Source organism: Nonomuraea thailandensis, assembly GCF_024172165.1.
GTDB lineage: Bacteria > Actinomycetota > Actinomycetes > Streptosporangiales > Streptosporangiaceae > Nonomuraea > Nonomuraea thailandensis.
In genome coordinates this window covers 3,687,886-3,711,617 of record NZ_JAMZEB010000002.1, presented here as the reverse complement: position 1 = coordinate 3,711,617, position 23,732 = coordinate 3,687,886, and the positions used below count along the sequence as shown (strand labels likewise).

The 23,732-nt window shown below is 69.1% G+C and carries 28 protein-coding genes and 1 pseudogene; 13 read left to right on the top strand and 16 right to left on the bottom strand.

From position 1 onward, the window contains the following. Positions 1-288 precede the first annotated feature (288 nt). On the bottom strand, positions 289-1,482 hold the full coding sequence (locus tag HD597_RS20565; protein WP_253744289.1) for a TolB-like translocation protein: 1,194 nt from the start codon (positions 1,480-1,482) through the stop codon (positions 289-291). 126 nt (positions 1,483-1,608) lie between these two features. Between HD597_RS20565 and HD597_RS20560 the strand changes: the two genes are divergently transcribed. Next, positions 1,609-2,616 carry a helix-turn-helix domain-containing protein gene (locus HD597_RS20560; protein ID WP_253744288.1) on the top strand — a complete coding sequence of 336 codons (1,008 nt, stop codon included), beginning with the start codon at positions 1,609-1,611 and terminating at the stop codon, positions 2,614-2,616. Here HD597_RS20560 and HD597_RS66830 read toward each other — a convergent pair. From HD597_RS66830 to HD597_RS20540, 7 genes and pseudogenes are all read right to left on the bottom strand, one after another. Beyond that, positions 2,550-3,080 carry a tyrosine-type recombinase/integrase gene (locus HD597_RS66830; protein WP_372513382.1) on the bottom strand — a complete coding sequence of 177 codons (531 nt, stop codon included), beginning with the start codon at positions 3,078-3,080 and terminating at the stop codon, positions 2,550-2,552. The two genes, HD597_RS20560 and HD597_RS66830, sit on opposite strands and share 67 nt — an antisense overlap. A 12-nt stretch (positions 3,081-3,092) precedes the next feature. Further along, positions 3,093-3,440 (bottom strand): hypothetical protein, encoded by a 348-nt coding sequence (locus HD597_RS20555; protein WP_253744287.1) that lies wholly within the window; start codon positions 3,438-3,440, stop codon positions 3,093-3,095. Between the two features lie 243 nt (positions 3,441-3,683). Then, the gene (locus HD597_RS20550) at positions 3,684-4,457 is read right to left on the bottom strand and encodes a transposase (RefSeq protein WP_253744286.1); all 774 of its coding nucleotides are present in this window, start codon (positions 4,455-4,457) and stop codon (positions 3,684-3,686) included. Between the two features lie 8 nt (positions 4,458-4,465). Further along, on the bottom strand, positions 4,466-4,942 hold the full coding sequence (locus HD597_RS20545) for a transposase domain-containing protein (protein ID WP_253744285.1): 477 nt from the start codon (positions 4,940-4,942) through the stop codon (positions 4,466-4,468). Next, entirely contained in the window at positions 4,834-5,076 is a 243-nt protein-coding gene (locus HD597_RS66825; RefSeq protein WP_372513623.1) for a WD40 repeat domain-containing protein, read from the bottom strand. The genes HD597_RS20545 and HD597_RS66825 overlap by 109 nt, the downstream gene beginning before the upstream one ends. Beyond that, a pseudogene (locus tag HD597_RS66820) lies at positions 5,068-5,121 on the bottom strand (hypothetical protein); the annotation flags it as partial. The gene HD597_RS66825 and the pseudogene HD597_RS66820, both read right to left, overlap by 9 nt. 534 nt (positions 5,122-5,655) lie before the next feature. Next, a complete protein-coding gene (locus tag HD597_RS20540) occupies positions 5,656-6,099 on the bottom strand; it encodes a hypothetical protein (RefSeq protein WP_253744284.1) in 444 nt (147 codons plus the stop codon). Between the two features lie 403 nt (positions 6,100-6,502). Here HD597_RS20540 and HD597_RS20535 point away from each other — a divergent pair, with 403 nt between their 5' ends. Continuing rightward, on the top strand, positions 6,503-6,853 hold the full coding sequence (locus HD597_RS20535) for a hypothetical protein (RefSeq protein WP_253744283.1): 351 nt from the start codon (positions 6,503-6,505) through the stop codon (positions 6,851-6,853). A 431-nt stretch (positions 6,854-7,284) separates the two neighbouring features. Continuing rightward, complete coding sequence (locus tag HD597_RS20530) at positions 7,285-8,067, top strand: SDR family NAD(P)-dependent oxidoreductase (protein ID WP_253744282.1); 783 nt, start codon at positions 7,285-7,287, stop codon at positions 8,065-8,067. A gap of 461 nt (positions 8,068-8,528) precedes the next feature. Here HD597_RS20530 and HD597_RS20525 read toward each other — a convergent pair whose 3' ends face one another. The 4 genes from HD597_RS20525 to HD597_RS20510 all read right to left on the bottom strand — a co-directional run bounded on the left by HD597_RS20525 (position 8,529) and on the right by HD597_RS20510 (position 11,077). Further along, the gene (locus HD597_RS20525; RefSeq protein WP_253744280.1) at positions 8,529-9,071 is read right to left on the bottom strand and encodes a hypothetical protein; all 543 of its coding nucleotides are present in this window, start codon (positions 9,069-9,071) and stop codon (positions 8,529-8,531) included. Between the two features lie 62 nt (positions 9,072-9,133). Further along, positions 9,134-9,724: an RNA polymerase sigma factor gene (locus HD597_RS20520; RefSeq protein WP_253744279.1), complete on the bottom strand. Its 591-nt coding sequence runs from the start codon at positions 9,722-9,724 to the stop codon at positions 9,134-9,136. Between the two features lie 211 nt (positions 9,725-9,935). Beyond that, a complete protein-coding gene (locus HD597_RS20515) occupies positions 9,936-10,079 on the bottom strand; it encodes a hypothetical protein (RefSeq protein ID WP_253759420.1) in 144 nt (47 codons plus the stop codon). 90 nt (positions 10,080-10,169) lie between these two features. Next, a protein-coding gene (locus HD597_RS20510; RefSeq protein WP_276082695.1) for an IS5 family transposase occupies positions 10,170-11,077 on the bottom strand; the annotation gives its coding sequence in 2 pieces (ribosomal slippage) (positions 10,170-10,651 and positions 10,651-11,077; 909 coding nt in all). 560 nt (positions 11,078-11,637) lie between these two features. On the opposite strand from HD597_RS20510, the gene HD597_RS20505 reads away from it, so the two are divergent. The 4 genes from HD597_RS20505 (at position 11,638) to HD597_RS20490 (ending at position 15,285) form a co-directional block, all read left to right on the top strand. Next, positions 11,638-13,305 carry a TniQ family protein gene (locus HD597_RS20505; protein WP_253744278.1) on the top strand — a complete coding sequence of 556 codons (1,668 nt, stop codon included), beginning with the start codon at positions 11,638-11,640 and terminating at the stop codon, positions 13,303-13,305. A gap of 27 nt (positions 13,306-13,332) precedes the next feature. Beyond that, on the top strand, positions 13,333-13,698 hold the full coding sequence (locus HD597_RS20500) for a hypothetical protein (RefSeq protein ID WP_253744277.1): 366 nt from the start codon (positions 13,333-13,335) through the stop codon (positions 13,696-13,698). Beyond that, positions 13,691-14,053, top strand: a complete 363-nt coding sequence (locus HD597_RS20495; protein WP_253744276.1) for a hypothetical protein — start codon at positions 13,691-13,693, stop codon at positions 14,051-14,053. The genes HD597_RS20500 and HD597_RS20495 overlap by 8 nt, the downstream gene beginning before the upstream one ends. Positions 14,054-14,343: 290 nt before the next feature. After that, the gene (locus HD597_RS20490) at positions 14,344-15,285 is read left to right on the top strand and encodes a tyrosine-type recombinase/integrase (protein ID WP_253744274.1); all 942 of its coding nucleotides are present in this window, start codon (positions 14,344-14,346) and stop codon (positions 15,283-15,285) included. A 108-nt stretch (positions 15,286-15,393) separates the two neighbouring features. Here the strand turns inward: HD597_RS20490 and HD597_RS20485 are convergent, their stop codons facing one another. The 3 genes from HD597_RS20485 to HD597_RS20475 form a co-directional block, all read right to left on the bottom strand. Then, a complete protein-coding gene (locus HD597_RS20485; RefSeq protein WP_253744272.1) occupies positions 15,394-15,768 on the bottom strand; it encodes a DUF2255 family protein in 375 nt (124 codons plus the stop codon). Positions 15,769-15,890: 122 nt separating this feature from the next. After that, positions 15,891-16,907: a zinc-dependent alcohol dehydrogenase family protein gene (locus HD597_RS20480; RefSeq protein ID WP_253744270.1), complete on the bottom strand. Its 1,017-nt coding sequence runs from the start codon at positions 16,905-16,907 to the stop codon at positions 15,891-15,893. A 376-nt stretch (positions 16,908-17,283) separates the two neighbouring features. Beyond that, entirely contained in the window at positions 17,284-18,183 is a 900-nt protein-coding gene (locus HD597_RS20475; protein WP_253744269.1) for a helix-turn-helix transcriptional regulator, read from the bottom strand. A gap of 313 nt (positions 18,184-18,496) precedes the next feature. Here HD597_RS20475 and HD597_RS20470 point away from each other — a divergent pair, with 313 nt between their 5' ends. The 6 genes from HD597_RS20470 (at position 18,497) to HD597_RS20445 (ending at position 22,847) form a co-directional block, all read left to right on the top strand. Continuing rightward, entirely contained in the window at positions 18,497-19,264 is a 768-nt protein-coding gene (locus HD597_RS20470) for a glucose 1-dehydrogenase (RefSeq protein ID WP_253744267.1), read from the top strand. A gap of 318 nt (positions 19,265-19,582) precedes the next feature. Then, on the top strand, positions 19,583-20,758 hold the full coding sequence (locus HD597_RS20465; RefSeq protein WP_253744266.1) for a PQQ-dependent sugar dehydrogenase: 1,176 nt from the start codon (positions 19,583-19,585) through the stop codon (positions 20,756-20,758). 269 nt (positions 20,759-21,027) lie between these two features. After that, positions 21,028-21,684 (top strand): alpha/beta hydrolase, encoded by a 657-nt coding sequence (locus tag HD597_RS20460; protein ID WP_253744265.1) that lies wholly within the window; start codon positions 21,028-21,030, stop codon positions 21,682-21,684. Positions 21,685-21,830: 146 nt separating this feature from the next. After that, positions 21,831-22,091 (top strand): alpha/beta hydrolase, encoded by a 261-nt coding sequence (locus HD597_RS20455; RefSeq protein WP_253744264.1) that lies wholly within the window; start codon positions 21,831-21,833, stop codon positions 22,089-22,091. 17 nt (positions 22,092-22,108) lie between these two features. After that, positions 22,109-22,651 (top strand): FIMAH domain-containing protein, encoded by a 543-nt coding sequence (locus HD597_RS20450; RefSeq protein ID WP_253744263.1) that lies wholly within the window; start codon positions 22,109-22,111, stop codon positions 22,649-22,651. A 40-nt stretch (positions 22,652-22,691) separates the two neighbouring features. Next, entirely contained in the window at positions 22,692-22,847 is a 156-nt protein-coding gene (locus HD597_RS20445; RefSeq protein WP_253744262.1) for a hypothetical protein, read from the top strand. Between the two features lie 186 nt (positions 22,848-23,033). On the opposite strand, the gene HD597_RS20440 is transcribed toward HD597_RS20445, so the two are convergent. Beyond that, on the bottom strand, positions 23,034-23,672 hold the full coding sequence (locus HD597_RS20440; RefSeq protein ID WP_253744261.1) for a GntR family transcriptional regulator: 639 nt from the start codon (positions 23,670-23,672) through the stop codon (positions 23,034-23,036). Positions 23,673-23,732 lie beyond the last annotated feature (60 nt).

Genomic DNA, 23,732 nt, shown 5'->3' with positions numbered 1-23,732 from the left:
CGTCAGGGATCGGGAATGGTGAGGTTGACCGCAAATCCGCCTTCGGGGCGACGGTTCGTGGTTTATGCCCGTCCCACCAGCGGTCGGACCCATGCCTCACCCGCCACCGGCGGGGCCCCGAGGCAGGCGCCTTCTGCGCAGCGCTCGTGGCCCTCTGCCGGTCATCACCTCGGCCGTCGCCCAGTGCGGCAGGGCGTACCGCGAAAGTCCAGGACGGCGCCCGTCCGATCCCGACGCCGGGCGCGCCCCCATCGCGGATGTGCACCTGTGCTTCCACGTCCCGGGCGGTCAACGCCACTCGAGTACGACGGCGGTGCCGCTCAGCGCGGACAGGCTCCCGGTCTTCTCCACCTTCGTGGGTGTCGACTTCGGCTTGGTGCTGGAAAGGTAAAAGTCCCTGGACGTCCCCTCCTGCGACAGGAACGCGAACCGCTGCCCATCCGGCGAGATGACCATGCCTCGGTTCACATGGTCGTTCTCGGGCAGGATCGGAGCGCTGGGCTTGGCCCCTGCGCTGAGGTCCAGCGTGCGGAAGTTGTAGTCGTTGGTCCCGCAGAGGACAGTGTCGTCGTCGATCCAGCCCACGGCCGTGGCATCGGGGCAGATGCCCTGCTCTGCGCCGGGTTCTTCGAGCACGTCCACGAGTTCGGCGTCCGCTGGGACGGCCATGACGCGGTTGCCGGCGAGGAGGCGTTCACCGTTAGGGGAGACGTGGGCGTCGTCGCCGGTTCGTACCACTCTGCTCGGGTTTCTCACCACGGTCAGGTACTCCCAATCTTCACCCTCCCCATGAACCACCGCCTTGTGGTCGCCGGTCACTGACCGGCTGGCCACCCGGTAAGGGTTCGGCCGGCCTTCCTCCATGGAGACGAACCAGACGGCGCTCCCGTCCGGCCAGAAGGTCGCGGTGTCCTCTTGCGGGGTGTTTCCGAATCCCTTGTCGCCCGTCAGATCGGTGAACGTACCTGATCGGTCCACATAGCCGACGTGAGACGCCCCCGACTGCGGGTCCTCGGTGACCACGGCCATCTTGGTGAAGTCTTGATCGAAGAGCGATCGGAGCCTGGTCACGTTGCCTGCATCGGGCGGCGTGATGGTGTCCTCTTCGCACAGGTCGCTGAGCGCGTGGCTGGCATGGGTGTCGTCGGGGCCACCCGCGCCGACCGCGTTGGGCGGTAGCGGAAACTTCGCATGCGCCAGGCGCTTCCAGCTTTCCGGGTCCCAGCCGTCCACCGTCACCATTCCGGGGTCCGCCGCGTTCGCGGGCGTGCAGATTGCCGTCACGATGAGGTCCCGCTCCGGGAAGCCGCCGTCCGCCACCGACGCCGGCGATAAGGGCGCGTCCTCGCCTGTCTCGGCGCTCACCTGGTCACCGCCCGCAGAGGAACAAGCCGTCATTCCCACTGCCAGTACCAGCATCAAGGCGGTCGCGGCCGTCCCGGTTCCGTGCTTGCCGCATGTCCGCCCCATCGCGTGAGCCATGTGATCCTTTCCCGAAAACGCGCAGCTTGGGTAGCCGGCCACACCCTATGACGGACGTCGAGGGCAGTCATTGATCATGAGTGCATAATGGTGGCGCTCAGCGCAATGACCCCGGGACGGAGTAACGTGATCGAGCTGAACAGCGCGGACGTCCCGGTGCGCGACCGCTTCTCGTGGTGGTGCGCGATGACTGAGCAGGAAATGGCGCCCACGCTGATCAGCAGCCCTCACGCCGATGACTTCCACGCCTCGGTGACGATCCTTCAGCTTGGTCAGACCACGGTGACGGCACCCGAGTTCGAAGACATGCACTCCACCCGCACCGCCAAGCTGATACGGCGCTCCGATCCCGAACAGTGGTGGTTGACGCTGGTCCGCGCGGGATCGATGTGGATTGAGCAGGACCGCAAACATGCTCACCTGACGGCCGGCGACCTTGTCCTGGAGACCACGTCCCTGCCCTTTCGCTGTGGTGTCGCCCGCCAGAACGGCGCATTCGCCAGGACCATCACCCTCCAATTGCCCAGGCGCCAACTGCCCCTGCCCGAACGCCTGCTACGCGACCTGGCGGCGCGGGCGCTGCCGTCATCCCATGGAGCCGGAGCGTTGCTCGGTGCGTTCATGGAGAACCTCATGCGGCACCGTACGGAACTGGGCACGGCCGAGAACGCCCGCCTCGGCGCCGTGGCGAACGATCTCGCCACGCTGTTCCTCTCCCAGCTGACCGGCGACGCCGTCACGCCTGCGCCCGGCTCCCGGCGACAGGCCCTCATCCAGCAGATCAAAAGCTTCGTACGCCAGAACCTGGGCCGTCGTGATCTGTCACCATCGACCATCGCGGCGGCGCACCACATCTCGGTGCGCTATCTGCATCACCTCTTCGAGCAGGAGGAGCAGAGCGTCGGCCGCTACATTGTCCGGGGACGGCTGAAGCGTTGCCGGGCGGATCTCGCAGATCCGCTCCTGAGCGGCCGAACCATCGCGCAGATCGCCGCCCGCTGGGGATTCGCCGACGCCTCTTCGTTCAACCGCGCGTTCAAGGCCGCCTATGGGATGACTCCCGGCGACTATCGCGCATCCCAGCTTGACCACCTGACCGGCACCATCGACAGTGCCGGACATCCATCTACCTGATGCGGGCGCCTCCAGAGCGCTGGTCCGGCTCGAAGGTGCCGGATCGTGCTCTCCATGCCCCAGACGGGCCATCCTGCCTGCCCAGCTCCGGGTAGCGCCGGGAATTCGCGCTCACGTGCGTGGCGGCTCTTCCTGGGCGGCCAGGTCGGCTTCGAGCTGGTAGGCGGCGTGTCCGCCGAGGTCCTGGTCGGGGGGTTGTAGCGCATGGTGGTGGCCAGGTTGGCGTGCCGGGCGGCGCGTTGCACCTTGTCGGGTGCCATGCCGAGGGCGAAGGCATGGGTGATGAACGTGGAGCGCAGCATGTGCGGATACAGCTGCGTGGCTCGCTGCGTGGGAATGCCGCCGAGCGGGGCGGCCTGCCGCCGCAGCGCGTCGCGGACCCACCAGCGATCGATGGGGCTGCCGTCCGGTTTGCTGAACAGCAGCTCGCCCGCGGCGCGGCCGGTCAGCAGCGGCGCCAGCAACTCCGCAGCCAGCTACGGCAACGGCAGCATCTCCTCGGTGCCGCCCTTGTTGCGGAAGGACACGGTCAGCAGTCTGCCGTCGAAGTCGACGAGTGTGCGGATGTCGCCCACGGTCAGCGCGGGCAGGGAGCCGCTGCGGGTGCCCAGCCCGGCGCTCGCGGCGTTGACGCACCAGGCGTGGTCGAAGGCGAACGGCATGCCGTCGGCCAGCACCATGCCTTCGACGTACAGCAGGTCGGCGTGCCCGTCGGCCATGCGGCTGGCGGTGGCGAAGCAAGTGCCCGGCGGGCCGGCGGTGAGGGCGGCTGGCCGCGCCGCCGGAGTGAACAGGCGGCCTTGGGCCAGGGGGCTTTCCCCCAAGGCCAGGTAGTTAAGGTTTCTGAGCTGTTGGCAAGAGTGCTGTGGAGCCCGGCTTGGCGGTGTAGACGCCTGGCCCGATTTTGCGGATGAGTTGGCCGGCGGCCCAGCGCGAGAGTTGCCGATACATGGTGTCCGGGTGACATCACCAAGGTGGCGGGCGATGTCCCGGGCCTTCCAGGGTCGGGCGGGGTCTTGGTGAAGGAGGGCCAGGGACCTGTTGTTGTCTGCGGCGGTCGGTGGGGGTCATGGGTCGCTCGTCCCGGGACACGGCGGGCGGCGTGGGCGGGGGTGGCAGGAGAGTGATGTGGAGGTCGGTGATGGTGCGGCTGCGGTCGGGCCGGCCGTCGTCGAGCCGTTCGTTGTAGCGGGAGGTGGGTGATTTGACCTTGCGGGTGCTGACGCGCGGGCGGCGTGGTGGCAGCAGCGCCGCCAGGACACGGCGTCCGATGGTTGCGACCAGCCGGTGGCCATGCTGGGGTTGTCGCCCGGCTGAAGGACCAGGTCGCGGGCGGTATGCAGGGCGATGGAGAAGCTGCAGCGGTCGGGGTCGGTGCCGGGCCGGGACTCGGCGGCGTCGACCATCACGCTGCGCAGCAGTTGATAGAGAGTGAGCACCGACCACATCTCCTGCTCCAGTCCGGCGGGGTCGCCGGAGCGCAGGATTCGTCCTTGCATGATGGTGTGGCGGAGCGCGTAGTAGGCGGACTCGTGTTCCCATCGCTGGTGGTAGAGCCTGACCAAGGTGGCGGCCGGGTAGCGGCGGGCATCGGTCAAGGTGGTGACCAGGCGGTAGGTGCCGGTGAAGGTGGTGCCGTCGGCGCAGGCCACCGTGATGCGGGCCTCGATAACGCGGATCTGCAAGCTGCCGATCATCGAGAGATAGGAGCCGTCGGTGAGGGTGGCCAGGATGGGGGTGCGCCGGTTGCTGCGCAGTCGGCCGAGCACCTGGGCGCCGGTGGCGTTGACCTGGGCGAGGAAGGCGTTGCCGTCGAAGCCCTTGTCCCATAACACGAGCATGTCGGGCGTCAGTAGGTGCAGCAGGCGCCGGGCATAGCCGCTCTCGCCCTCGCCAGTGGGCCGAAGACCGCGCCGATCAGGGCCCGGGTTCCGGTCTCCACCAGCGTCATCAGCTCCAGCAGCGGGTAGCCGCCGTGACCCGGGCTGCCCAGCCAGGCCCGGTTACGGACGGTGTCGGGCGCCTTGAGTGAGCTGCAGCCGTCGAAGGAGACCGTGCGGTAGGTCCCGAACCGTACTCCGGGCGTCGTGGGCCGGGCCAGCGGTCCGCTCAGCACCTCGAACAGGCGCCGCATCGGCGCGCAACCGACTCTGCGGCGCAGGTCACGCAGCGCTTTGGTGGTGGGCGTCACGACCGGCAGGGCGCTCAGCGAGGCCGTCAGCTTCTGCCAGACCAGCAGGTAGCCGACCTCGGGGAACAGGCACATCGCCAGCAGGAAGTAGACCCCGACACGCGAGGGCAGCGCGCGCAGACGGCTGTATCCCACATTCTTACCGTCTGGTCGTTACCGGCGCTGGCCAGGCGCCGGCCGTCCGGGCTGAACGCCACCGAGACCACCGGACCGTGGAGGCTGGTGAGTTCGCGAACCTGATGGCCGGTGGCCGTATCCCAGATCCGCACCGTCGCGTCGTTGCCGCCACTGGCCAGGTACTTGCCATCCCGGCTGAACGCCCACCGCGGACACCCGGCCGTCGGTGTGGCCCCTCCAGACGCCTCGTGCGGGCCGGCTTACCACCGTGTACAAGCTTGTGCGGGCGTCGTTGGTCGGAGCGATCGCCCAGGCCGCCGCTGCCAGGCGTGCCACCGTCACCGGGTCGTCGTCGGGCCAGGACTGGCTCCAGGCGGCGATCTCGCTGGAGCGTGCCCCGGTGCGTTGCCGGTCCGCTTCGGTGGCCTGCCGGTCGGCGTCCTGGGCGGAGCGCACGGCGGTTATCGCGGTGATGACGGCGATGACGGCTCGGGCACTACGGTAAGCGGCACGGGTGTGCCTTCCCGACCGACGCTGCAACGTCGGCCTTATCTCGAAACCATCATCGGATGCTCCGGGAAGGTACACCCCTTCCCGGCAGATCCACAGGTTTCGATCATTGCTCCCGAACGCGTGGCCGAAGGTCCTGATGTTGAGTGATCGGGCTGTCAGAGTTCCCCTGCCGGTGCCCGCGCCACGGTACTGGCCGAAGCGCAGGCGGTCAGGCCGGGTCAGCGGAACTTGGTGGTCACGGCGGCGGCCGCCGATGTTTTGACCGACACCTTGCTCCCCCATCCCGTGTAACGGCTGTCCACGGTGCTGGTGTAGGTGGTGCCGTCCTCGGCCAGAGCGTAGGTGGACCGCACGCGGCTGACCAGACCCGCTGAGGACAGGGTGAGCGTGTAGGAGATCTTCATGCCGTCGTGCTCAGTGCCGATCCTGGCGGCGGACACCCAGGCCGAGACCGCCTTGAGCTCCCTGACGGTGATGGAGCCGGTAACGGTGTTGCCCTTGGTCGTGCCGTTCTTGAGCAGCCGGGCCACGGTCTTGGTCTCGGCCGGGTTGATGAACTGCGACCACGAGTCGGGCATGCCGCGGTTCTTTTCCTTGTACCAGGTCTTGCCCTCGGGCAGCAGGCCGCCCGGAGTGTTCTGAACTTCCTGCGGGGCAAGCAAACAAGTCCGAACTCCGCCTCAACGGCCGGGCGACCCGAGGAAGTGTATGGGTTCGCCCGACCCTGCCGCCCGCCGAAAAGCTGAAGCGGGAGCTGTTTCCCGAGCAGTACCCCGGCTGCGTCGACCGATGGACCGGACACGTCGAGCCGCAGGACGCATCGGTCCGTCCCTGGGTAGGTGGCCGACGCCAGAACCTCAGTTCTGGTGCGCAGAGCGTCCAGTTCCAGCGTGTACGAACGCCGAGCGGCAGCGAATGCGCTTGCGGGATGGACCTGCGAGCCCTTGAGGACGATGGTGATGAGCACCCCGCCCACCACGCCACATGGGCGATCGGCCTCCGGCCGCCCAAGAACCTGGAGTGGTGGGGTGACCTGGCCGTGGTGACGACCGAGTCGCCCATCGCTTGGCGCAAGCTGGCCCACCAGATGGGGGTGGACCGTACGAGCGCAGGAGGTTCGACGCGATCGGATCCGGCTCGATCTTCGCGCGCGGGTCGCTGAAGAAGCTCTACCGCGACGGCGCGTCGGCCGACGGCACGGCGAGGACGCTGATCCAGGCGTTGTATGACGCCACGGACGACGACTCGGCGACCGGCGGGCCGGACGTGACGCGCAAGATCTGGCCGATCGTGTCGGTGATCGACGCCGACGGCTTCCGCAGGCTGACCGATCAGCAGGTGGCCGGCCATGTGGAGCGGATGCTCGAAGCCCGCCTGATCTCGCCCGACGGCCCCATCGCCCCACTGCGTCAGTAAGTCGTCGTGGTGTCGCACAACCGGGAGGTCCGGCGAAGGGCCCGCAGTGGCCCGCATCCGGAGCACCGAGTGCCCGGCCACCGACTCATGGCGGCTGCGAACCCGCGCCGGCTGACCACCGCGCACTGGACACTCCCCTTCGGCCCGGTCGTCACGGCCCTCACCCTCACGGTTGTGGTGTGGCCGGGGCCTCGGGGAAGTGGAGCCCGCAGGCTCGGGCCGACTGGAGTAGGGTGACCGTATGCGCTCCTGATCTTGCCCGTCCCCGCGCCCGAGGCCACCGGCCCGGCGGGATGCGTTCCTCCGTGAGGTCAGGCCTTTCGTGTTCACCACGCTTTGTGCTCCGGCATCCCGCCTGTGTTTCTCGTCGCCCCGGGCGCCGCCGTCATCAACGCATGTCCGGCCACGTACGACGAAAAGAGGAGACATAGATGATCGACACCCGCCTCAGCGGCCAGAACGTCCTGGTCACCGGCGGCGCCGGGAACATCGGGGCGGCGATCAGCCGCGCGTTCGCCGCCCAGGGCGCCCGCGTCGCGATCCACTATCTCGCCCAGGACCGGCCCGCCCCACAGGGCGTCGAACAGGCGCACATCACCCCCGACGCCCACGCGGCCGCCGTGCTGGCCCGCGAACTCGGCAACGGCGCCTTCACCGTCAGCGCCGACCTCTCGGAACCCGACGCCGCCGCCAGGCTCGCCGACGCGGTAACCGGCCAAGCCGGGCCGATCAACGTTCTGGTCAACAACGCGGCGCACTGTGAGACGCCGGACGATGTCGACACGCTCACCCACGGTTCGCTGGAGCGGCATTATCAGGTCAACGCCATCGCCCCGGCACTCCTGACCGCCGAGGTCGCTCGCCGACGCCGTGGCGAGGAACCCTTGTGCGTCGTCAACATCACCACCGACGCCGCCCGCGCGTTCCCCGGCCAGACCGGCTACGGAACGTCGAAGGCCGCGCTGGAGGCGATCACCCGCTCCACCGCCCTGGACCTGGCCGCACGGGGCATCCGGGTCAACGCCGTCGCGCCCGGCCCAGTACAGACCGGCTGGATGACACCGGACGTCCTCGCCCATGCGAGCGGGATCGTGCCGATGGGCCGGGTAGGCGAGCCGGAAGACATCGCCGACGCGGTGGTGTACCTGGCCTCCTACCAGGCCCGCTGGGTCACCGGCCAGGTGCTCCAGGTCGCCGGCGGCCACGCCTTGTAGCCCGGACGGAGTCCACATGTTCGACAGCCGGCAGCAGCGTAACCTTGCCTGACCTCCACGAGCAGGGCCCGCCGCTGCCGGCGGCCGTCTCGAGCTGCTCGCCGAGAAGCGTGTCAGCACCCCACCCGCCATCGACGGGGCCTGGGAGGGTGTCGAGGGGCCGCGCGAGACCTCGCGTCGTTTCCGTTCATGGGCCGGAGTGTGCGCAAGCTCGCCCGATCGTCTGGCTCATGGCCTTCCAGCGCACCCGTATCTGGAAGACCTTCTCCGATCCGGACCTCGCCCATACCCGGCCCGGTGGGGACGCCTCATTCCTGTTCATGCATGGCCCCGGGCCAGCCGTCCGAGATGGCTGACCCGGGGGACTCCGCGCCTGGAGATCTTGCCACGGCGTGCGCAACGGCCCTGATCAGGGAACTGACAGCGGAGCCATCCAGGCCGGTGTGGTCCTGGATGCCTGGTTACTCCTCGCCGTCACCCAGGGGCGCGTCGCCGTCGACGAGTTCGCACGGTCCCACGGGCCCGTCAGAGACTCGCGCCCAGATCGCCGCTATGACGCCACCCGGCTGGGGGTTGTCGTTCACGCCGAACTCCAGCACGCCGGTCTGGCCCGGTTTGATCTGTGCCGGGTCGATCTGGAAGCCCGGGAAGTCCTCGGAAGTGGGCGGGAACACGGCGAGGGGAGCAAGTTCCTTCGACAGCCAGTGCGAGCCGCGCGGCCGGGTGGCGCACTTCTTGCCCGCCGGCAGGTAGTCGACGACGATGTTGTAGCCCATCCGCCGCAGTTCGGCCTCGAGCCCCTTGGGATTCTTGGCCTCGTTGATGGTGATCGACACGGTGCCGTCCGGGTTCTTGGCCACCGCGTAGGCGGGAGTGCCGCCGAACGCCAGCGGAATGGCCACCGCAGCCGCGGCGGCCAGGCCCACGGCGGGAGCCAGAATTGCGGGGCGCAGCAGTCTGCGACGCCGCCTGGCGGGGGTGGACTCGTCCTGGATCGTGATCATCACGAACTCCCTGAGTAGTTGGTGACGGCCCTCAGGAAAGTCCCGCTTTCCGGGGAAAATGTTCATGGGTGCTCCTTGAGGGGCCGGACCGCGATGCTGCGGTCACCATCTTCTGTCACGGGGGTAAGGGCGAGTTCCAGCTTCTTGCGGGCCCGAGACAGCCGGGACCGCACAGTGCCGATCGGGATGCCGAGCGCCTCGGCCGCCTCGGCGTAGTCGAGTCCAGCGCCGGCGCACAGCAGCAGCACGTCCCGCTCGTGCTTGCGCAACCGCCCGATCGCGGCACGCACCTTCTCCAGTCGCTGCGCGTCGGTAATCCGCCCGACCACCTCGTCGGCGAAGTCCGGCACGGGGGCGGCGCGGGGCATCTTGGCAAGAGCCTCCCGATGCAGCCGTCTGGCCCGCCGCAGATTGCGGCCCACGTTGGTGGCCACCCCCAGCAGCCATGGATGCAGCGAGCCGCCTTGCGGGTCAAGGCGTGCCCGTAGCCGCCACACCTCCATGAACGTTAACGACACCACGTCCTCGGCTGCCGACCAGTCACCGACCACCCAGTAGGCATGGTTATAGACACTGGTGGCGTACCGGTCGAAAAGCTCGCCCAATGCCTGTTGATCGCCTTCAAGCAGGCGAGCACGTATCTTCACATCCACACACATCACTGTCGCGGGAACGCCGGCGAGTTCCCTGCCGGCCCCCCTGTCGGCCTCACTGTCAGCTCTGCGGACCGTCGGCGGGCGCCGACAACGTGGGCGGGGCGCTGGTGAAGCGGCGAGCCGGGCCCGGTCAGATTCTGCCCGGGAACTTGGAAGGCAGGGGCCTGGACTGGCGCGGACCGACTGCCCGGGGGCAGCGGGCGGTTGCTCAGCGCAGAACGGGGAGGTGGCGCGAGCCGCGTGTACTGGATGCGCGAGTGCCTCTGACTGTTTCCAGCGATACCGGCTTCTCCGGGTCTGCCTCCGCCACGGGGTACAGCACCACCGGCTGCCACCCGGGCGCGTGGATCACCACCAGGCGCGGGCGGCCGAAGACGGCGGGGAGGAAGGTGACCCTGGTGCTGGGGGCCGCCTACTAGGCCGTGTTTCAGAAGTGGTGCGCTCATAGCCAGGTGTCGATCACGGCGATATGAACAGTCGCTTCGTAGCGCACGGCCAGCTTGTCGAAGCGGGTAGCCACCGCCCGGTAGCCCTTGAGCCGGTTGATGCCGCATTCCACGGCGTGACGCAGCTTGTAGGACTCGGGGTCGAAGGCCGGTGGCCGGCCGCCCTTCGTCCCCTTCCTGCGCCGGGCGGCGGCTTGGTCCAGCTTGATCGGGATGGTGGCCTTGATGCCGCGCCTGCGCAGGTAACGGCGGTTACCGCGCGAGCTGTAGGCCTTATCGGCCAGCACCCGGTCCGGCCGGGTACGGGGCCGGCCCCCGCCCAGGCGCGGCACCCGGATGCCCTCCAAGACCGCCGTGAACTGCGGGCTGTCACCACGCTGCCCGGCCGTCAGCACGATCGACAGTGCTCTGCGGCCCTGCTCGGTGGCCAGGTGCAGTTTGGTGCTCAAGCCACCCCGGGAACGCCCCAGCCCGTGATCGGCCGGCTCTTCCTGCACCCCGCCCGGCGACTCGACCTGCAGATCCCCCTTTTCCGCGCCCCGGCGGCGTGCTGATGAGCCCGGCAGACGGTGGAGTCGACACTCACATCCCACGTGATCAGCCCAGCCGCGTCCGCCTGAGCCTGCAAGACGGTCAGGATCTGCTGCCAGGTTCCGGCACGCTGCCAGCGCCGGAACAACCCGTAGATCGTCTGCCAGCATCCGTACCGCTCCGGCACGTCCCGCCATGGCGCCCCCACCCGAACCCGCCACCGGATCCCATTAATGAGCTGCCGTTTCGTCCAGGTCGGCGGGCGCCCTGGCTTGCGGCCGACCGGCAGCAGCGGCTCCAGCACCGCCCACTGCGCATCGGTCAGATCAGCCCGCCCGGCCACCGGTAAGGTGTCCACGAGGTCTCCGTGCAGATGGTCTTCTTGGTCGTTGACTCATCTACCGGAGACCTCTTTTTTTGTCGATCTACGAACACCTCGAGCAACCGCCACTCAAGTCACTTCTGAAACACGGCCTAGCACCTCACCAGAACCAGTGACAGAAAGCCTACGAAATGTAGCCGAGGTGACAATCAAACGCGGCAAGAGCCACAACCCTGCTGCGGCCACCCAGACCGAACGACGCTTCGACCTGGTCGACCTCGACCCGTTCGACTACTCCACCCCAGCCGGAATCAACGCGTTCATCGAGCACCTAGCTGGCATCGAAGACCAGCTCCGGCTCCTGCGCGGCTTCGATGGAATGCTCACCGGCGGCGGCATGCCCGAATACCTGTTCCGCCGCACCCACGGCATCGTCGGCCTCCTGCGCCGGCTCATCGAGGACGGCTGCGCCAAGGCGATCGCCACCGGCGAGGAGCAGCTGACCCCCGAACTCCTGGCAGGGACGGCAATCCGCCTCGGGAACCTCGCCGACCTCGACGCCGGAGAGATCCCGTCGATCCCGGGAAGGACTCGCCGGGTTCCTGCTCCGCTTGGCCTGGCGTCTGCGGGTCACACCGCAGCAGCTGGCCAAGGTCATCCAGTGCGGCGATGGAGTCCCCGGCCAGCTGAGCCGGCGGCTCTTGATCGATCTCAACCTCCCGGTCTTCGCGACGGCCACCGCTCTCACCGCGGGCGAGGCCGCTGAGCTGACGCTCTTGCCCTGGGCCGACCGCTACCCGCCGATCACCCACAGCGCCGGAAAGATCTGGACAGAGGGGAACAGAAGATTCGACGAGTGGCTGTTCCATGACGACGTCCGCTACTGCCCGGACTGCCTGGCCGGGGACGGGACCGCAGTTCAGCAGGCCTACGGCGGACCCTGGAAGAAGATCTGGCACCTGCCCATCGCCTTCGCCTGCCCAGACCACCACACGTTCCTTCGCGACGCCTGTCCTCGGCAGCATCGGCTCGCAGCCCAACCCAACCGGCTGATCACCCCGACCTCCGAATGGGTCCTGCATCCGGCCCAGTGCCGCGACCCCGCGGATCCGGACGGCCGGGGCCGCCGCCGACCGTGCTGCGGGGCCCGCCTGGACCAGCCCCAACCGCCCGCCTTCGAGCCTCGGCCAGCCGTCCTGAACGCTCAGCGACGGCTTTCCGCTCTGCTTGATCCGCGCACCTCACCCGACAACGCGACGCGCACCTTCACCGACCTTCGCGTCGTCGTCTCACTGCTCTATCTCGCCTGGCCAGCAAGCCAAGACCTTCTGCAACCACACAGCATCCCCGCGATCGGCGAACACGTCAGCCACCTCAATGGCGGGAACCGCAAGTCCCGTGACTCCCTGCCCCGAGAACTCCACGCGACCGCGGCCATCCTGACCGCCGCGCTCAACGTCCTCGATCATCCCGACCTCCAGAACGCCCTCGTTCGCGAGATCCAGGAAGCCCACACCATCCAGCCCAGTAAGACTCCGCTCGCCTCTGTCCTCGACAGGCACCACACCGCCTGCTCCCCGACACTCCGGGACACCATCGAACCCGCCATCCGCCGCTACCGCCGCCTGGCCGGACCAAGGGGACCGAAAGCCCCCGCACGCTTCGGCGGCTACCGGCCAGAACACGTTCCCGCCTTCCTTGAAGACGTCTGGTTCGACCGGCACCTCGCGCCGCTCGGCTGCAAGAGCCGGCTGAGCAAGGTTCTCCGCCGATCCGCGGCCGCCATCCTCGTTCAGTGGTCAGCGGGCGGATCCCTCGGCGACGCCGCCAACTTCCTCGGCATCAATCCCAAGGGCGGCCAGTTCGCCTTCACCAAAGACCTCTACCAATGGCTCGACACCGACCCGACCCGAACCTCCTTCATCATCGCCCTCAAGAACCTCGCCGCCGAACTCGACACCACCCCCGGGCTAATCGACTACCAGCACCGCCGCGACGCCCTCCACGGCTGGAGCCTCGACGAAGAGTCCTCCGCGTTCATCTGGGCACGCGTCACCCAAGGCGAACCCCGCTTCGCGCCCCGTCCCATCGAGGCCCAGCAGCCGCAGCACACCCAGCGCGAATGGCTCCTACGCCGCGGGACCACCTGGCACCACCTCAACCGCGAGGCGCCCCTCGCCCACTACGGCGCGCTCAAGAAGCTCCTGATCCACGAGGCCGACCTCCTCGCGGCCACGACCGACCTGATCTCCGGAGAACCGGCTGGGCGCCTCGGCTAATATCCGCACCACCCCTAAAATCTGCAAGTGGAGCGACCGCTGAACCGAGACGACCTTCTCACGCTCCTCGACACAACAACCGGAGCATGCAGAGCGGCCCGCGCCGCTCTCGCCGACAACGGCCAGTTCACCATCTGGGACGGAGACGTGCCGGCATCCGAACTGGCCACGACCTACCGGCGCCGACTCCGCCTCACCACGAAACAAGGTGCCCAAAACGAGTCCCTTCAGCAAACAGTCGACACCCTCAACGGCCTTGGCCAATCGCCGATCCAACTCGGTCGTATCACCTCAGCCGACCGCACCTGGAACTACATCCTGTTCCTCACACCGGACACCACCAAGGTCATAGCCTGCACCGGAGTTCGCCGGCGAGGATCTGAGGATGACTGAACTGATCGACATGAGCGAGCGCGAGTACTTCGACCAGTTCGCCAAGCGCATCGGCATGTTCATCGGCCGCCCATCGCTGAAGGGCGTGACCGCGTTCTTGATCGGCTATGACCAGGCTGCTCGCCGACATGGAGGACCCGGGCTCGACGGCTGGCGCGAATGGCTGATGGCACGACATCAAGTCGGCACCAACCTCGTCTGGGAGGCCCAGGTCCAACAAATCGCCCTCGGCGAAACCGGATTCAGAGCGGACCTCACCCCGGAGGAAGAGACCCAGGTCACCGGCATCCTCTTCGACCTACTCGACAAGTTCCTGGCCGACCAGAACCGAGCCCGCCAGAACCCGCAGACCTGAGCAGAAACCCCACCCGCCGATCAGAACGCGCAAGAGCCCGCGCCACACCCGCAGAGATCACGTCACAGGTGACAGAAAGCCTGCCTATGTGACAACTACCGTGCTTCGGCTCACCCGAAACGAACGCCCTCGTTATGGGCTCCACGTATCAGCGAAGATGTCACGCCATCTACAGCCGAAAGTCACAGCCCGGCGACCAGGAGAACGTCTCGCCGGGGCGGTGCGCGACTCCGGCACGTTATCCGGTACATCATTCTGGCGGGCAAGGCGACTGCCGCCCGGCGGCCGGCATGACCGCCGCGCCGAAGGTCACCGCCCTTCGCGGGGGAGGCGTCAGGCTCGCTGCTGCCGCCGACGCTTTCCTGGCCACCCCGCGCACGGCCAACCCCAACACTCACCGCGCCTACGCCTCGGCCATCGACCGCACCATCGAGCGACTCGGCCGCGACCGGCCGCTCGCCGGCGTCACCGACGCCGAGATCGGTACCGCCCTCACCGAGCTCTGGGGCCGATGCGCGCCGGCGACCTGGAACCGCAACCGTGCCGCCATCACCTCCTGGCTGACCTGGTGCCAGACCAAGAAGCACTGGATCGCACCGTCGGTCCCGGCCGACGCCGAACGCCGTAAAGAGAGCGCGGATGAGACCCGCGCGGTCGCCAGGACCACCATCCACCGGCTGCTGTCGCGCCGCGACATCCCGCTGCGGGAGAAGACGCTCTGGCGGATGCTGTACGAAACGGCCGCCCGGGCTGCCGAGATCCTCGCCCTGAACGTCGAAGACCTCGACCTGGAACACCGCCGCGCCCCGGTTCGGTCCAAGGGCGGCGCGATCGAGTGGGTGTACTGGGACCGCGGCACCGCCCACCTCCTGCCCCGCCTCCTCCGGCTCCCCGACGGCAGCACGCGCACGCACGGCCCGCTGTTCCTGTCCGAACGCCGCCCCGTCCCCGCCCGCCGCCCCGCGGCCGCCGACCTCTGCCCGCACACCGGCCGCGCCCGCCTGGGCTACGACCGCGCCCGCGTCCTGCTGAACAAGTACACCGGGCTCGACCTGCACCAGCTGCGCCACAGCGCGGCCACCCACCTCAGCGACGCCGAGATCCCGCTGCAGCTCATCATGGGCAAGACCCGGCACAAGAACCCCCGCACCACCATGCGCTACGTCAAACCCGGCGCCGAAGCCATCGCCAAGGTCACCGAGGTCCTGGCGCCCCGCCGCCGTACCCACTGAGCAACTGAGTGGCGGCTCGCCGGAGCTATAGGAGTTCTGGGCCGGCTCGGCCGCATGGGGCATGTCGCTGCCGCCGCATGCTCATGGAGGAGCTTGTGGGCGGGCTGGTCAGCAAGGCAGGAGTTTGAGTGTGGTGGCCCGGGCTGTGTTGGCGACCATCGGCTCGACGTAGCCGCTGTAGTGGCCGTACTTGCTGCGGTAAGCGGCGTCGATGCGGTCGTTGACGGCCGGATCGGCTTCTTCGGCGAAGGTGACGTCTCTGGTCACGCCGCCGGCGCTGACGCGGCCGGCGCGGCTGGAGTCGGCGGTGCGGAACCACATGCCGTCGCTGCCGCGCCAGGAGCGGACGAACAGGTTGTCGCCGTCGCGGACCACCCAGATGGTGGTCGGCTTGCGCAGGCTGCCGTCGCGGCGTTGCGGAGCGATGTCCAGCTCGTCGGCTGTGCTGATGCGCTCCAGCTCATCGGCGGTCCAGGTGGTCATGGGCGTGTCTCCTTCACAGGGCGAGGTAGCCGCAGCTACCGGAGCTTCGAAAAGGGTTGTGAGGATGAACGGGCGTGGACGGTCCGGTGGGCAGGGCGCCTGCCCGTCTGGCGGTCGTGCCGTCAGGGGCGCAGCAGCACCTTGACGGCGCGGCGCTCATCCATCGCGCGGTAGGCGTCGCCTACCTGGTCGAGGGGTAGCGTCAGGTCGAACACCTTGCCCGGCTGGATCCGGCCGTCGAAGGTCCGCTCGATGAGGTCGGGCAGGTTGGCGCGCACCGGGGCGGGGCCGCCGCGCAGGCCGACATGGGAGTAGAAGAGCTCCTCAGCCGGGATGTCGGCGCCGTGCGGGACGCCGACGAAGCCGACATTGCCGCCCGGCCGGGTCGAGCGCAGCGCCTGCAGCATCGACTCGCCGGTCCCGACGCACTCCAGCACGGCATCGGCGCCGATGCCGTCGGTCATGTCCTTGATCCGGGCCACGCCGTCGTCGCCGCGCTCGGTGACGATGTCGGTGGCGCCGAACTCCAGCGCCAGCTTCTGCCGCGGCTCATGACGGCTCATCGCGATGATCCGCTGCGCGCCGAGTTCGCGAGCGGCGATCACCGCGCACAAGCCGACCGCTCCATCGCCGACCACCGCGACGGTGGAGCCGGGCTTGACCTCGGCCGCCGCGGCAGCGTACCAGCCGGTGCCCATCACATCCGACAGGGCCAGCAGGCTGGGCACCAGCTCCGGGGCGGGCTGGTCGGGCGTGGCGACCAGGGTGCCGTCGGCCAGCGGGACGCGCACGTACTCGGCCTGGCAGCCGCCGACGAACTCGCGGTGCACGCACGAGCTGGGGTAGCCGTTTCGACAGTTGGGGCAGGTGTTGTCGCTGGCGAAGAAGGAGCCGATGACGAACTGGCCGGGCTGGATCGTCTCGACCTGATCGCCGACCTCCTCCACTACGCCGACGTACTCGTGGCCGATCGGGGTGGGCTCGGTGACGGGATTGATACCGCGGTAGTCCCACAGGTCCGACCCGCACACGCAGGTGGCGACAGTGCGGATGACGGCGTCGGTGGGGTGGACGATCGTCGGGTTCGGGCGCTGTTCGAGGCGCACGTCCCCGGGAGCGTAGATGACGGCTCCGCGCATGATGGGTGCCTTTCCGTTCGAAGATGACCGCCCCCGGGGCCGCGAGGCGGGGGCGCCAGCAGCGGCAGGCCACGCCGCCACCGTGCGGTTGCGTCGAACGCTCGCAACATGAGCGTCCGGTCGTTGGGGTTCGTGGTGGTAGCTACCCGGCGGTGACCGGCGATGGGTCAGCGGCGGTTCCGCTCCGCATCGGTTTCGCGGAAAACGTCCTGCCTCGCCGGGGGCGCCCCGTTCCCGTGCCCCCGCGGTCCGGCAGGCGGCGCAGGATCCTGTGGTGCCGGTACACGGCAACCGGTTCCGGGCGGGACTTGCGGCGCGCCTGCGTGTCCCGGTGACCGCAGGTTGTGAAGCGGCCCGACGGGTTTCCGGAGGCCGGCTACGGCCGGTTGTTCTCGGCCGTCTGGCGGTCGCTGCCGGTGGTTGGGGCTGTCCAGCTGGCGAGCAGCTTCAGCGCGTCTTGTGAGGTTGAGCCGGGTTCGGCGGTGTAGGCGGTGAGCGTCAGGCCTTGGTCTTCCTTGGTGGGAAGGGGCATGGAGTCGAAGGTGACGTCGATGCGCCCGACGAGCGGGTGGTTGAAATGTTTCATGCCGCTCTGGTGCAGGTGGACGTTGTGGGTCGCCCAGCGGGTGCGGAACGGCTCGCTGCGGGTGGCGAGTTCGCCGACGAGGTCGGTCAGTTCCCGGTTGTGCGGGTCGCGGCCTGCTTCGGCGCGCAAGACCGCGACGGTGCTGGTGGCGACCTCGTTCCAGTCGATGAGGAAGTCGGTGGCGCTGGGGTCGAGGAAGGTGAACCGGGCCAGGTTCGCCGGGCGGACCGGGTCATCCAGCATCGGCGCGTACATCGGTGCGTACAGGGCGCGCCCGAGTGGGTTGATGGCGAGCACGTCGAGCCGGCCGTTGCGGACGAAGGCCGGCGTGTCGGTCATCGACTCCAGGATGCGCAGCACGCTCGGCCGGACGGCCTGCCGGGTGCGGCGGCGGGGCGATCGAAGGGGTTTGGCGGCCCGGGCGAGGGCGAACAGGTGCTGCCGCTCGGCCTCGTCGAGCTGCAGCGCACGGGCCACGGCTTCGAGAACGTCGTCGGAGACACCGCTGATGTGGCCCTTCTCCAGGCGCACGTACCAGTCGATGGACACACCGGCCAGGACGGCCACTTCCTCGCGCCGCAGCCCGGGGACGCGCCGTATGCCGGCCCCGGGGGCCAGCCCGGCCTGCTCCGGGGTGATTTTGGCTCGCCGCGAGGCCAGGAACTCGCGGATCTCGGCTCGGTTGTCCATGCCGTCAACGGTACGACCCCTGTTGTGCCGCTGGGGGGTGGAGTTACTCCCCCCGATAAACGCTGCCTCCCGCACCTGCACGGTAACGGATTTGATGGGTGGTGCCGGGATAGCGCAAGCGGCCGGCAACGGCCCTTCGCCGGGGCCGTGTCCCCGGCCGGCCCACCATCCCCGTCAGGAGATCATCGCGCAAAGCCCGCGTGAGTCGATGCCGCGGCCCTGACACCGCCCCGCTCACCAGCCCCGCCCGCTCACCGACCCTGCCCGTGCCCGCACTCCAGCGGGCCGATCATCCGATCAGGAGTGACACACCATGAATCCGACCTACGACTTTGCGAACAAGGTGGCCCTCGTCACCGGTGCGGCCTCCGGGATGGGACTGGCGACGGCACGCGCCTTCGCCGACGCCGGCGCGGCGGTCGTGCTGGCCGACGTCAACCAGGACGCCGCCGAGCGCGCGGCCGGGGAACTGGTCTCGGCCGGCCATCAGGCGATCGGCGTCGCCTGCGATGTCACCGACGAGAACCAGGCGGCCTCCATGGTGGAGCGCGCGGTGACGACGTTCGGCCGCCTGGACATGGCGTTCAACAACGCCGGCGTGCAGGCGCCGCCCAGCGACGCGGCTGAGGAGACGGCCGAGAACTTCGACTTCGTCAACGCGGTCAACCTGCGCGGCGTGTGGGCCGCAATGAAGCACGAACTGCGCCAGATGCGAGAGCAGGGCAGCGGCGCCATCGTCAACTGCTCCTCCCTCGGCGGGCTCGTGGGCCTGCCGCAACGCGCGGCCTATCACGCCTCCAAGCACGGCGTGATCGGCCTGACCAAGAGCGTCGCGGTCGAGTACGCCCCCAAGGGCGTCCGCGTCAACGCCATATGCCCCGGAGTGATCGACACGCCCATGGTCGCGGACATGGTCACCACCCAGGCCGACGCCATGGCAGAGATCACCAAGCAGCAGCCGATCGGCAGGCTGGGCCAGGCGGACGAGATCGCCGCCGCCGTCCTGTGGCTGTGCAGCCCTGCCGCCAGCTTCGTGGTCGGTGTCGCTCTGCCGGTCGATGGCGGCTTCACCGCGCACTGAGACAACGCCGGCTGAGACGACGCGGGCTCGCGGCAGGCGGCCGGCGCCCGCCCGTCGCACGCGAGGCAAGGCCGCTACGCCCGCGCCTGTCTTGCGGCGACGGGCAGGCCGCGCCGCCACCACAAGACGCCGAACCCGAAACGTCCGGCCTGCGCGTGAACCTGCTGATCGCCGTGGTGCCGACCTTCGCCGCAGCGGCGGCGAACCTGTTCCCGCAACCAGCCCCGGCGCAGCGGTGACGACCATCCCCCAGGCCCCGGCCCGCCACATACGCACACCCCCAGGACACCCACCCCTGACGCCCCGGACCAGACGATCATGATGAACAAGCCCCTGCCCATCCTCTTGACCACCCTCCTGCTGCTCACCGGCTGCGCCATGAGCCCGCAGGCACCCCGCTCCCCGGCTCCCGCCTCCCCGGGCGGCCATACCGCAGCGCCCGCCCGCACGCCCAGCCCGCAACGGCCGGCGCCGGACACCGGCCACACCGGCTACACGGGGCCGAGCCTGGTCGGCCTGAGCACCGACGACTTCGGCGTCACGGTCGTCACCGACAAGCTGGACTACCCATGGGAGGTGCGCCAGTCCGAGGGCACGCTCATCATCACCGAGGTCGCGGGCACGATCGCAATGGTCGACCACAAGGGCCGATTCGACCGCTACGAGGTGCAGACCTCCGCCCCGGTCGTCCACGACGGCGGCAGCGGCCTGATGGGGCTGGCGCTGGCCGAGGACTTCGCCGAATCGGGCACCGCGTACATCTACTACACCTACAAGGGCCAGGACGGGCTGACGAACCGGATCGCCGAGGCGAGCTTCGACGGCTCAGCCTGGCGCGAGACCGGGGTGCTGCTGGACGGCATCCCTGGCCACGAGCTCTACAACGGAGGCAGGATCGCGATCGGCCCCGACGGGTACCTGTACGCGACCACCGGCTGGGTCCATGACGAGCGGATGCCGCAGGACCGCAACAGCCTCGCCGGGAAAATCCTTCGCCTGGCCCTGGACGGCTCCGTGCCCGAGGACAACCCGTTCGACGGCTCCTTCGTGTACTCCTACGGGCACCGCAACCCGCAGGGGCTGGCCTGGGACGCCAAGGGCCGGCTGTTCTCGGCCGAGCACGGCGAGGCCGCCCACGACGAGATCAACCTCATCACCCCCGGCACGAACTACGGCTGGCCAGCCGCCCAGGGGACCGACGACCAAGACGGCATGGAGCCTGCGTTCCTGGGCTCCGGGTCCGACACCTGGGCACCGTCGGGCATCGCCTTCGCCGGCGACGAGCTCGTGGTCGCGGCCCTGGCCGCGCAGATCCTCTACGTGATGGACGACGACGCACGGACCATGCACCCGCTGTTCAGTTCCGGCGAGCGCGCCCGCGCCGTACTGCCCTACCAGAACGGCATCTACGTCACCTCCACCAACACCTCCCCGCGCGCGACCGAGGGGGCCACGTCGGTGGACCGTCTGCTGTGGATCAGCGCCGCGTCATGACGAGGCCCGCACTCCTCCGGGCCCGCGGCCCGCCGGCCACGACGACAGGCCGCGTCTTGCGGGGCGCTCCCGGCGGAACCGGGCAGCCCAGAGCGATCCAGCGCGGCCCGGCACCAGGTAGAGGGGACACCGTGCCCCGAGACCGGCGGGCCCGTCCCCGCAGATGCCCACTTCTTCACCGGCCGGCCGCCGACCGTCGCCGGCCGAACCGTTGTCCCCGATGCCGGGGACCCACGCTCCCAGCCCCAGACCGAGAGACAGGACACAGGATGACGAACACCACCTCGCCGCTCAAGCGCCGCCCACTGCTCCAAGCCGCGTTGGCCGCGCTGCTGATGAGCGGATGCTCCAGCGCCGCAGCGGACCCGAAACCGGCCGCCTCCACGGCGGCTGCCGGCGCCAAGACCGGCCACGCCGAGGGTGCGCAGAGCGTGACCTTCCCCAGCGACTCGGTCACGATCGCCGGCAACCTGTACCGCCCGCCCGGCTTCGACGCCTCCAAGGAGTACCCCGCGATCGTGGTCTCCCACCCGTGGGGCGGCGTCAAGGAGCAGACCGCCGGTCTGTACGCCCGCTCGATGGCCAAGCAGGGATTCATCACCCTGGCCTACGACGCCTCACACTACGGGCAGAGCGGGGGGAAGCCGCGGAACATGGAAGACCCCAGCCACCGCGTCCGCGACATCCGCAGCGCGGTCACCTATCTCAGCAACCACCAGCAGGTCGACGCCAACCGGATCGGAACTCTCGGCATCTGCGCCGGCGGCGGCTACACCATCGACGAGGCCCAGACCGACCCGCGCGTCAGGGCCGTGGCCACGGTCGTGGCCTACGACATGGGTGCCGCCGCGCGCGAAGGGATCGAAGGAGCACCGATCTCCTACGAGCAAAGGAGGCCCAGCTCAAGAAGATCGGCGAGCAGCTGACCCGGGAGGCCGGTGGCCCGCCGCTTGTCGAGCAGCTCGTCCCCAGCCCCGACCAGCACACCGACGACACACCGTCCTTCTTCCGCGAAGCCGCGGACTACTACCTGACCGATCGCGGCAGCCATCCTCGCGCGGAGAACCGCTACGTGGTCACCAGCGTGGGCCTGCACATGGCCTACTTCCCGTTCGCGCAGATCGAGACGATCTCACCGCGGCCGCTGTTGCTGATCGCCGGGGAGAACGCCGAGACGCTGCAGTTCAGCCGGACCGCCTACGAGGCGGCGAAAGAGCCCAAGGAGCTCATGGTCGTGCCCGGGGCCTCCCACTTCGACCTGTACGACAAGCCCGCATACGTCGAGCCGGCCGTGGAACGGATGGCGGAGTTCTTCACCAAGCACCTGGCATAGGGCTTGATGTGCCGGTGGTGCCAGGCCGGACGGTCAACCTGAACGGCGTCGCCGATGACCCCGACGGCGACCGACTCACCTACAAGTGGTGGTGGCGGTATGCCGACGTGGACACCCTCGCCGGCACCGGAACCATCGACCTGGCGAACACACGGGACGCCACGGCAGACGCCAGGACCGGCGACACCATCCACCTGATCTTCGAGGTTTCCGACTCTCCGAGCAATCCGACGTACACCCGCCTGAAGACCTATAGGCGCGTGGTCCTGACGGTCGTCTCGTACGCCGACCTGTCCACCGCCGTGCAGAAGTGGGCGGACGACGGTCAGCTGTCGGCGACTCTCGTCAGGAGACTGCACGCCTTCGTGGACAAGGCGCGCGAGCAGACCACCGCAGGCAAGGTTCAGCCGACAGACGCCGCGCTGCGCGAGTTCCTCAGCCGCATCGGCAACGCCGACCCCAAGCGCGCCTCGGCCGAGGCGAAGGCCGAGCTGGTCGCCCTCGCCACGACGCTACGGAACGTGCCGCGGGAGGGCGGAGGGATCCCGGCGGGTCGCTGAGCCCGGCAGCAGGCAGGGCCACGAGGAAGGAGCTCCCCTCGTGGCCCTGCCTGCTGCGCGCATGACCACCGGGACGCCGTTCGACGTGCTACCCAGGAGCGGGCGGAAACGCGTCCTGGAGATCAACCAGCTCACCACCGTGACCAAGGAAGTCGTCGAAGCCGCCCGCGAGAACCTCATCATCGGCGTCATGTGAGGCTCCCGCCTCGAACCCGCGACCCACCACATCGACAACCTCCGGCCCCGCCACATGGCGGGGCCGTACTCATGCCGGCAAGAGATCACGTCCGGCCAAATAGCGCCGGAGATCCCGGCCATTTGCCGCCGGAACTTACAGGGAGGACCGCGCTACGATCGTATCGGCGTGTCATCGGCCTCGGTGTCATCGGGGCCGGGCAGGGCCAGGCATAGGGCGTCCAGTCCGGCGGCGAAGGTGTGCTCGGCTGGCGTGCCGTACCCGATGACCAGTCCGTCGCGTGCCGGTAGGGCCCCAGCCCGTCGCCTCCGTCAGGAGGGAGCGGTGGAAGGCGAGCCCGTACGCCTCGACGGCGACCGGGCCGCGCAGCACCTGGGACACCAGCCGCAGCCCGTGCGCGTATCCCGAGCAGACGCCGAAGGCGTCACTGGGCGCGGCGGTCAACGCCCGGTAGGCCGAGGCGGCCCAGGCCGAGCGGGGGAAGACGGCGTCGGGGGAACGGGGCGTCATGTCATGGACGATCCGGGGGCGGGACGGCCGCGCGGGGGCTCGCCGCGGGTCCGGCTCCACAGGTGCGGCGCGGTACGCGACCTCGGTGCCCGAGCCCTGACGTGCGGTGAGCCAGCCTTCCTCGACGAGTTCGGCATAGGCGGCGGCCACCGTGTTGCGGGCGATGCCCAGGTCCAGGGCGAGGGCGCGGTAGGGCGGAAGCCGGGTGCCGGGGGCCAGCCGTCCTGAGCGGATGGCCTCGCGCAGGGCCCGCATCAGCCGTACGCGCGCGCCGCCGCTGCCGGTGAGCTCCAGATGCAGGTCGCTGCCGCTCACGAATTGGCCCAACAAAGAGTCACGGAAATGCACCATATCGCGGGTCGATCACGCCCCTAG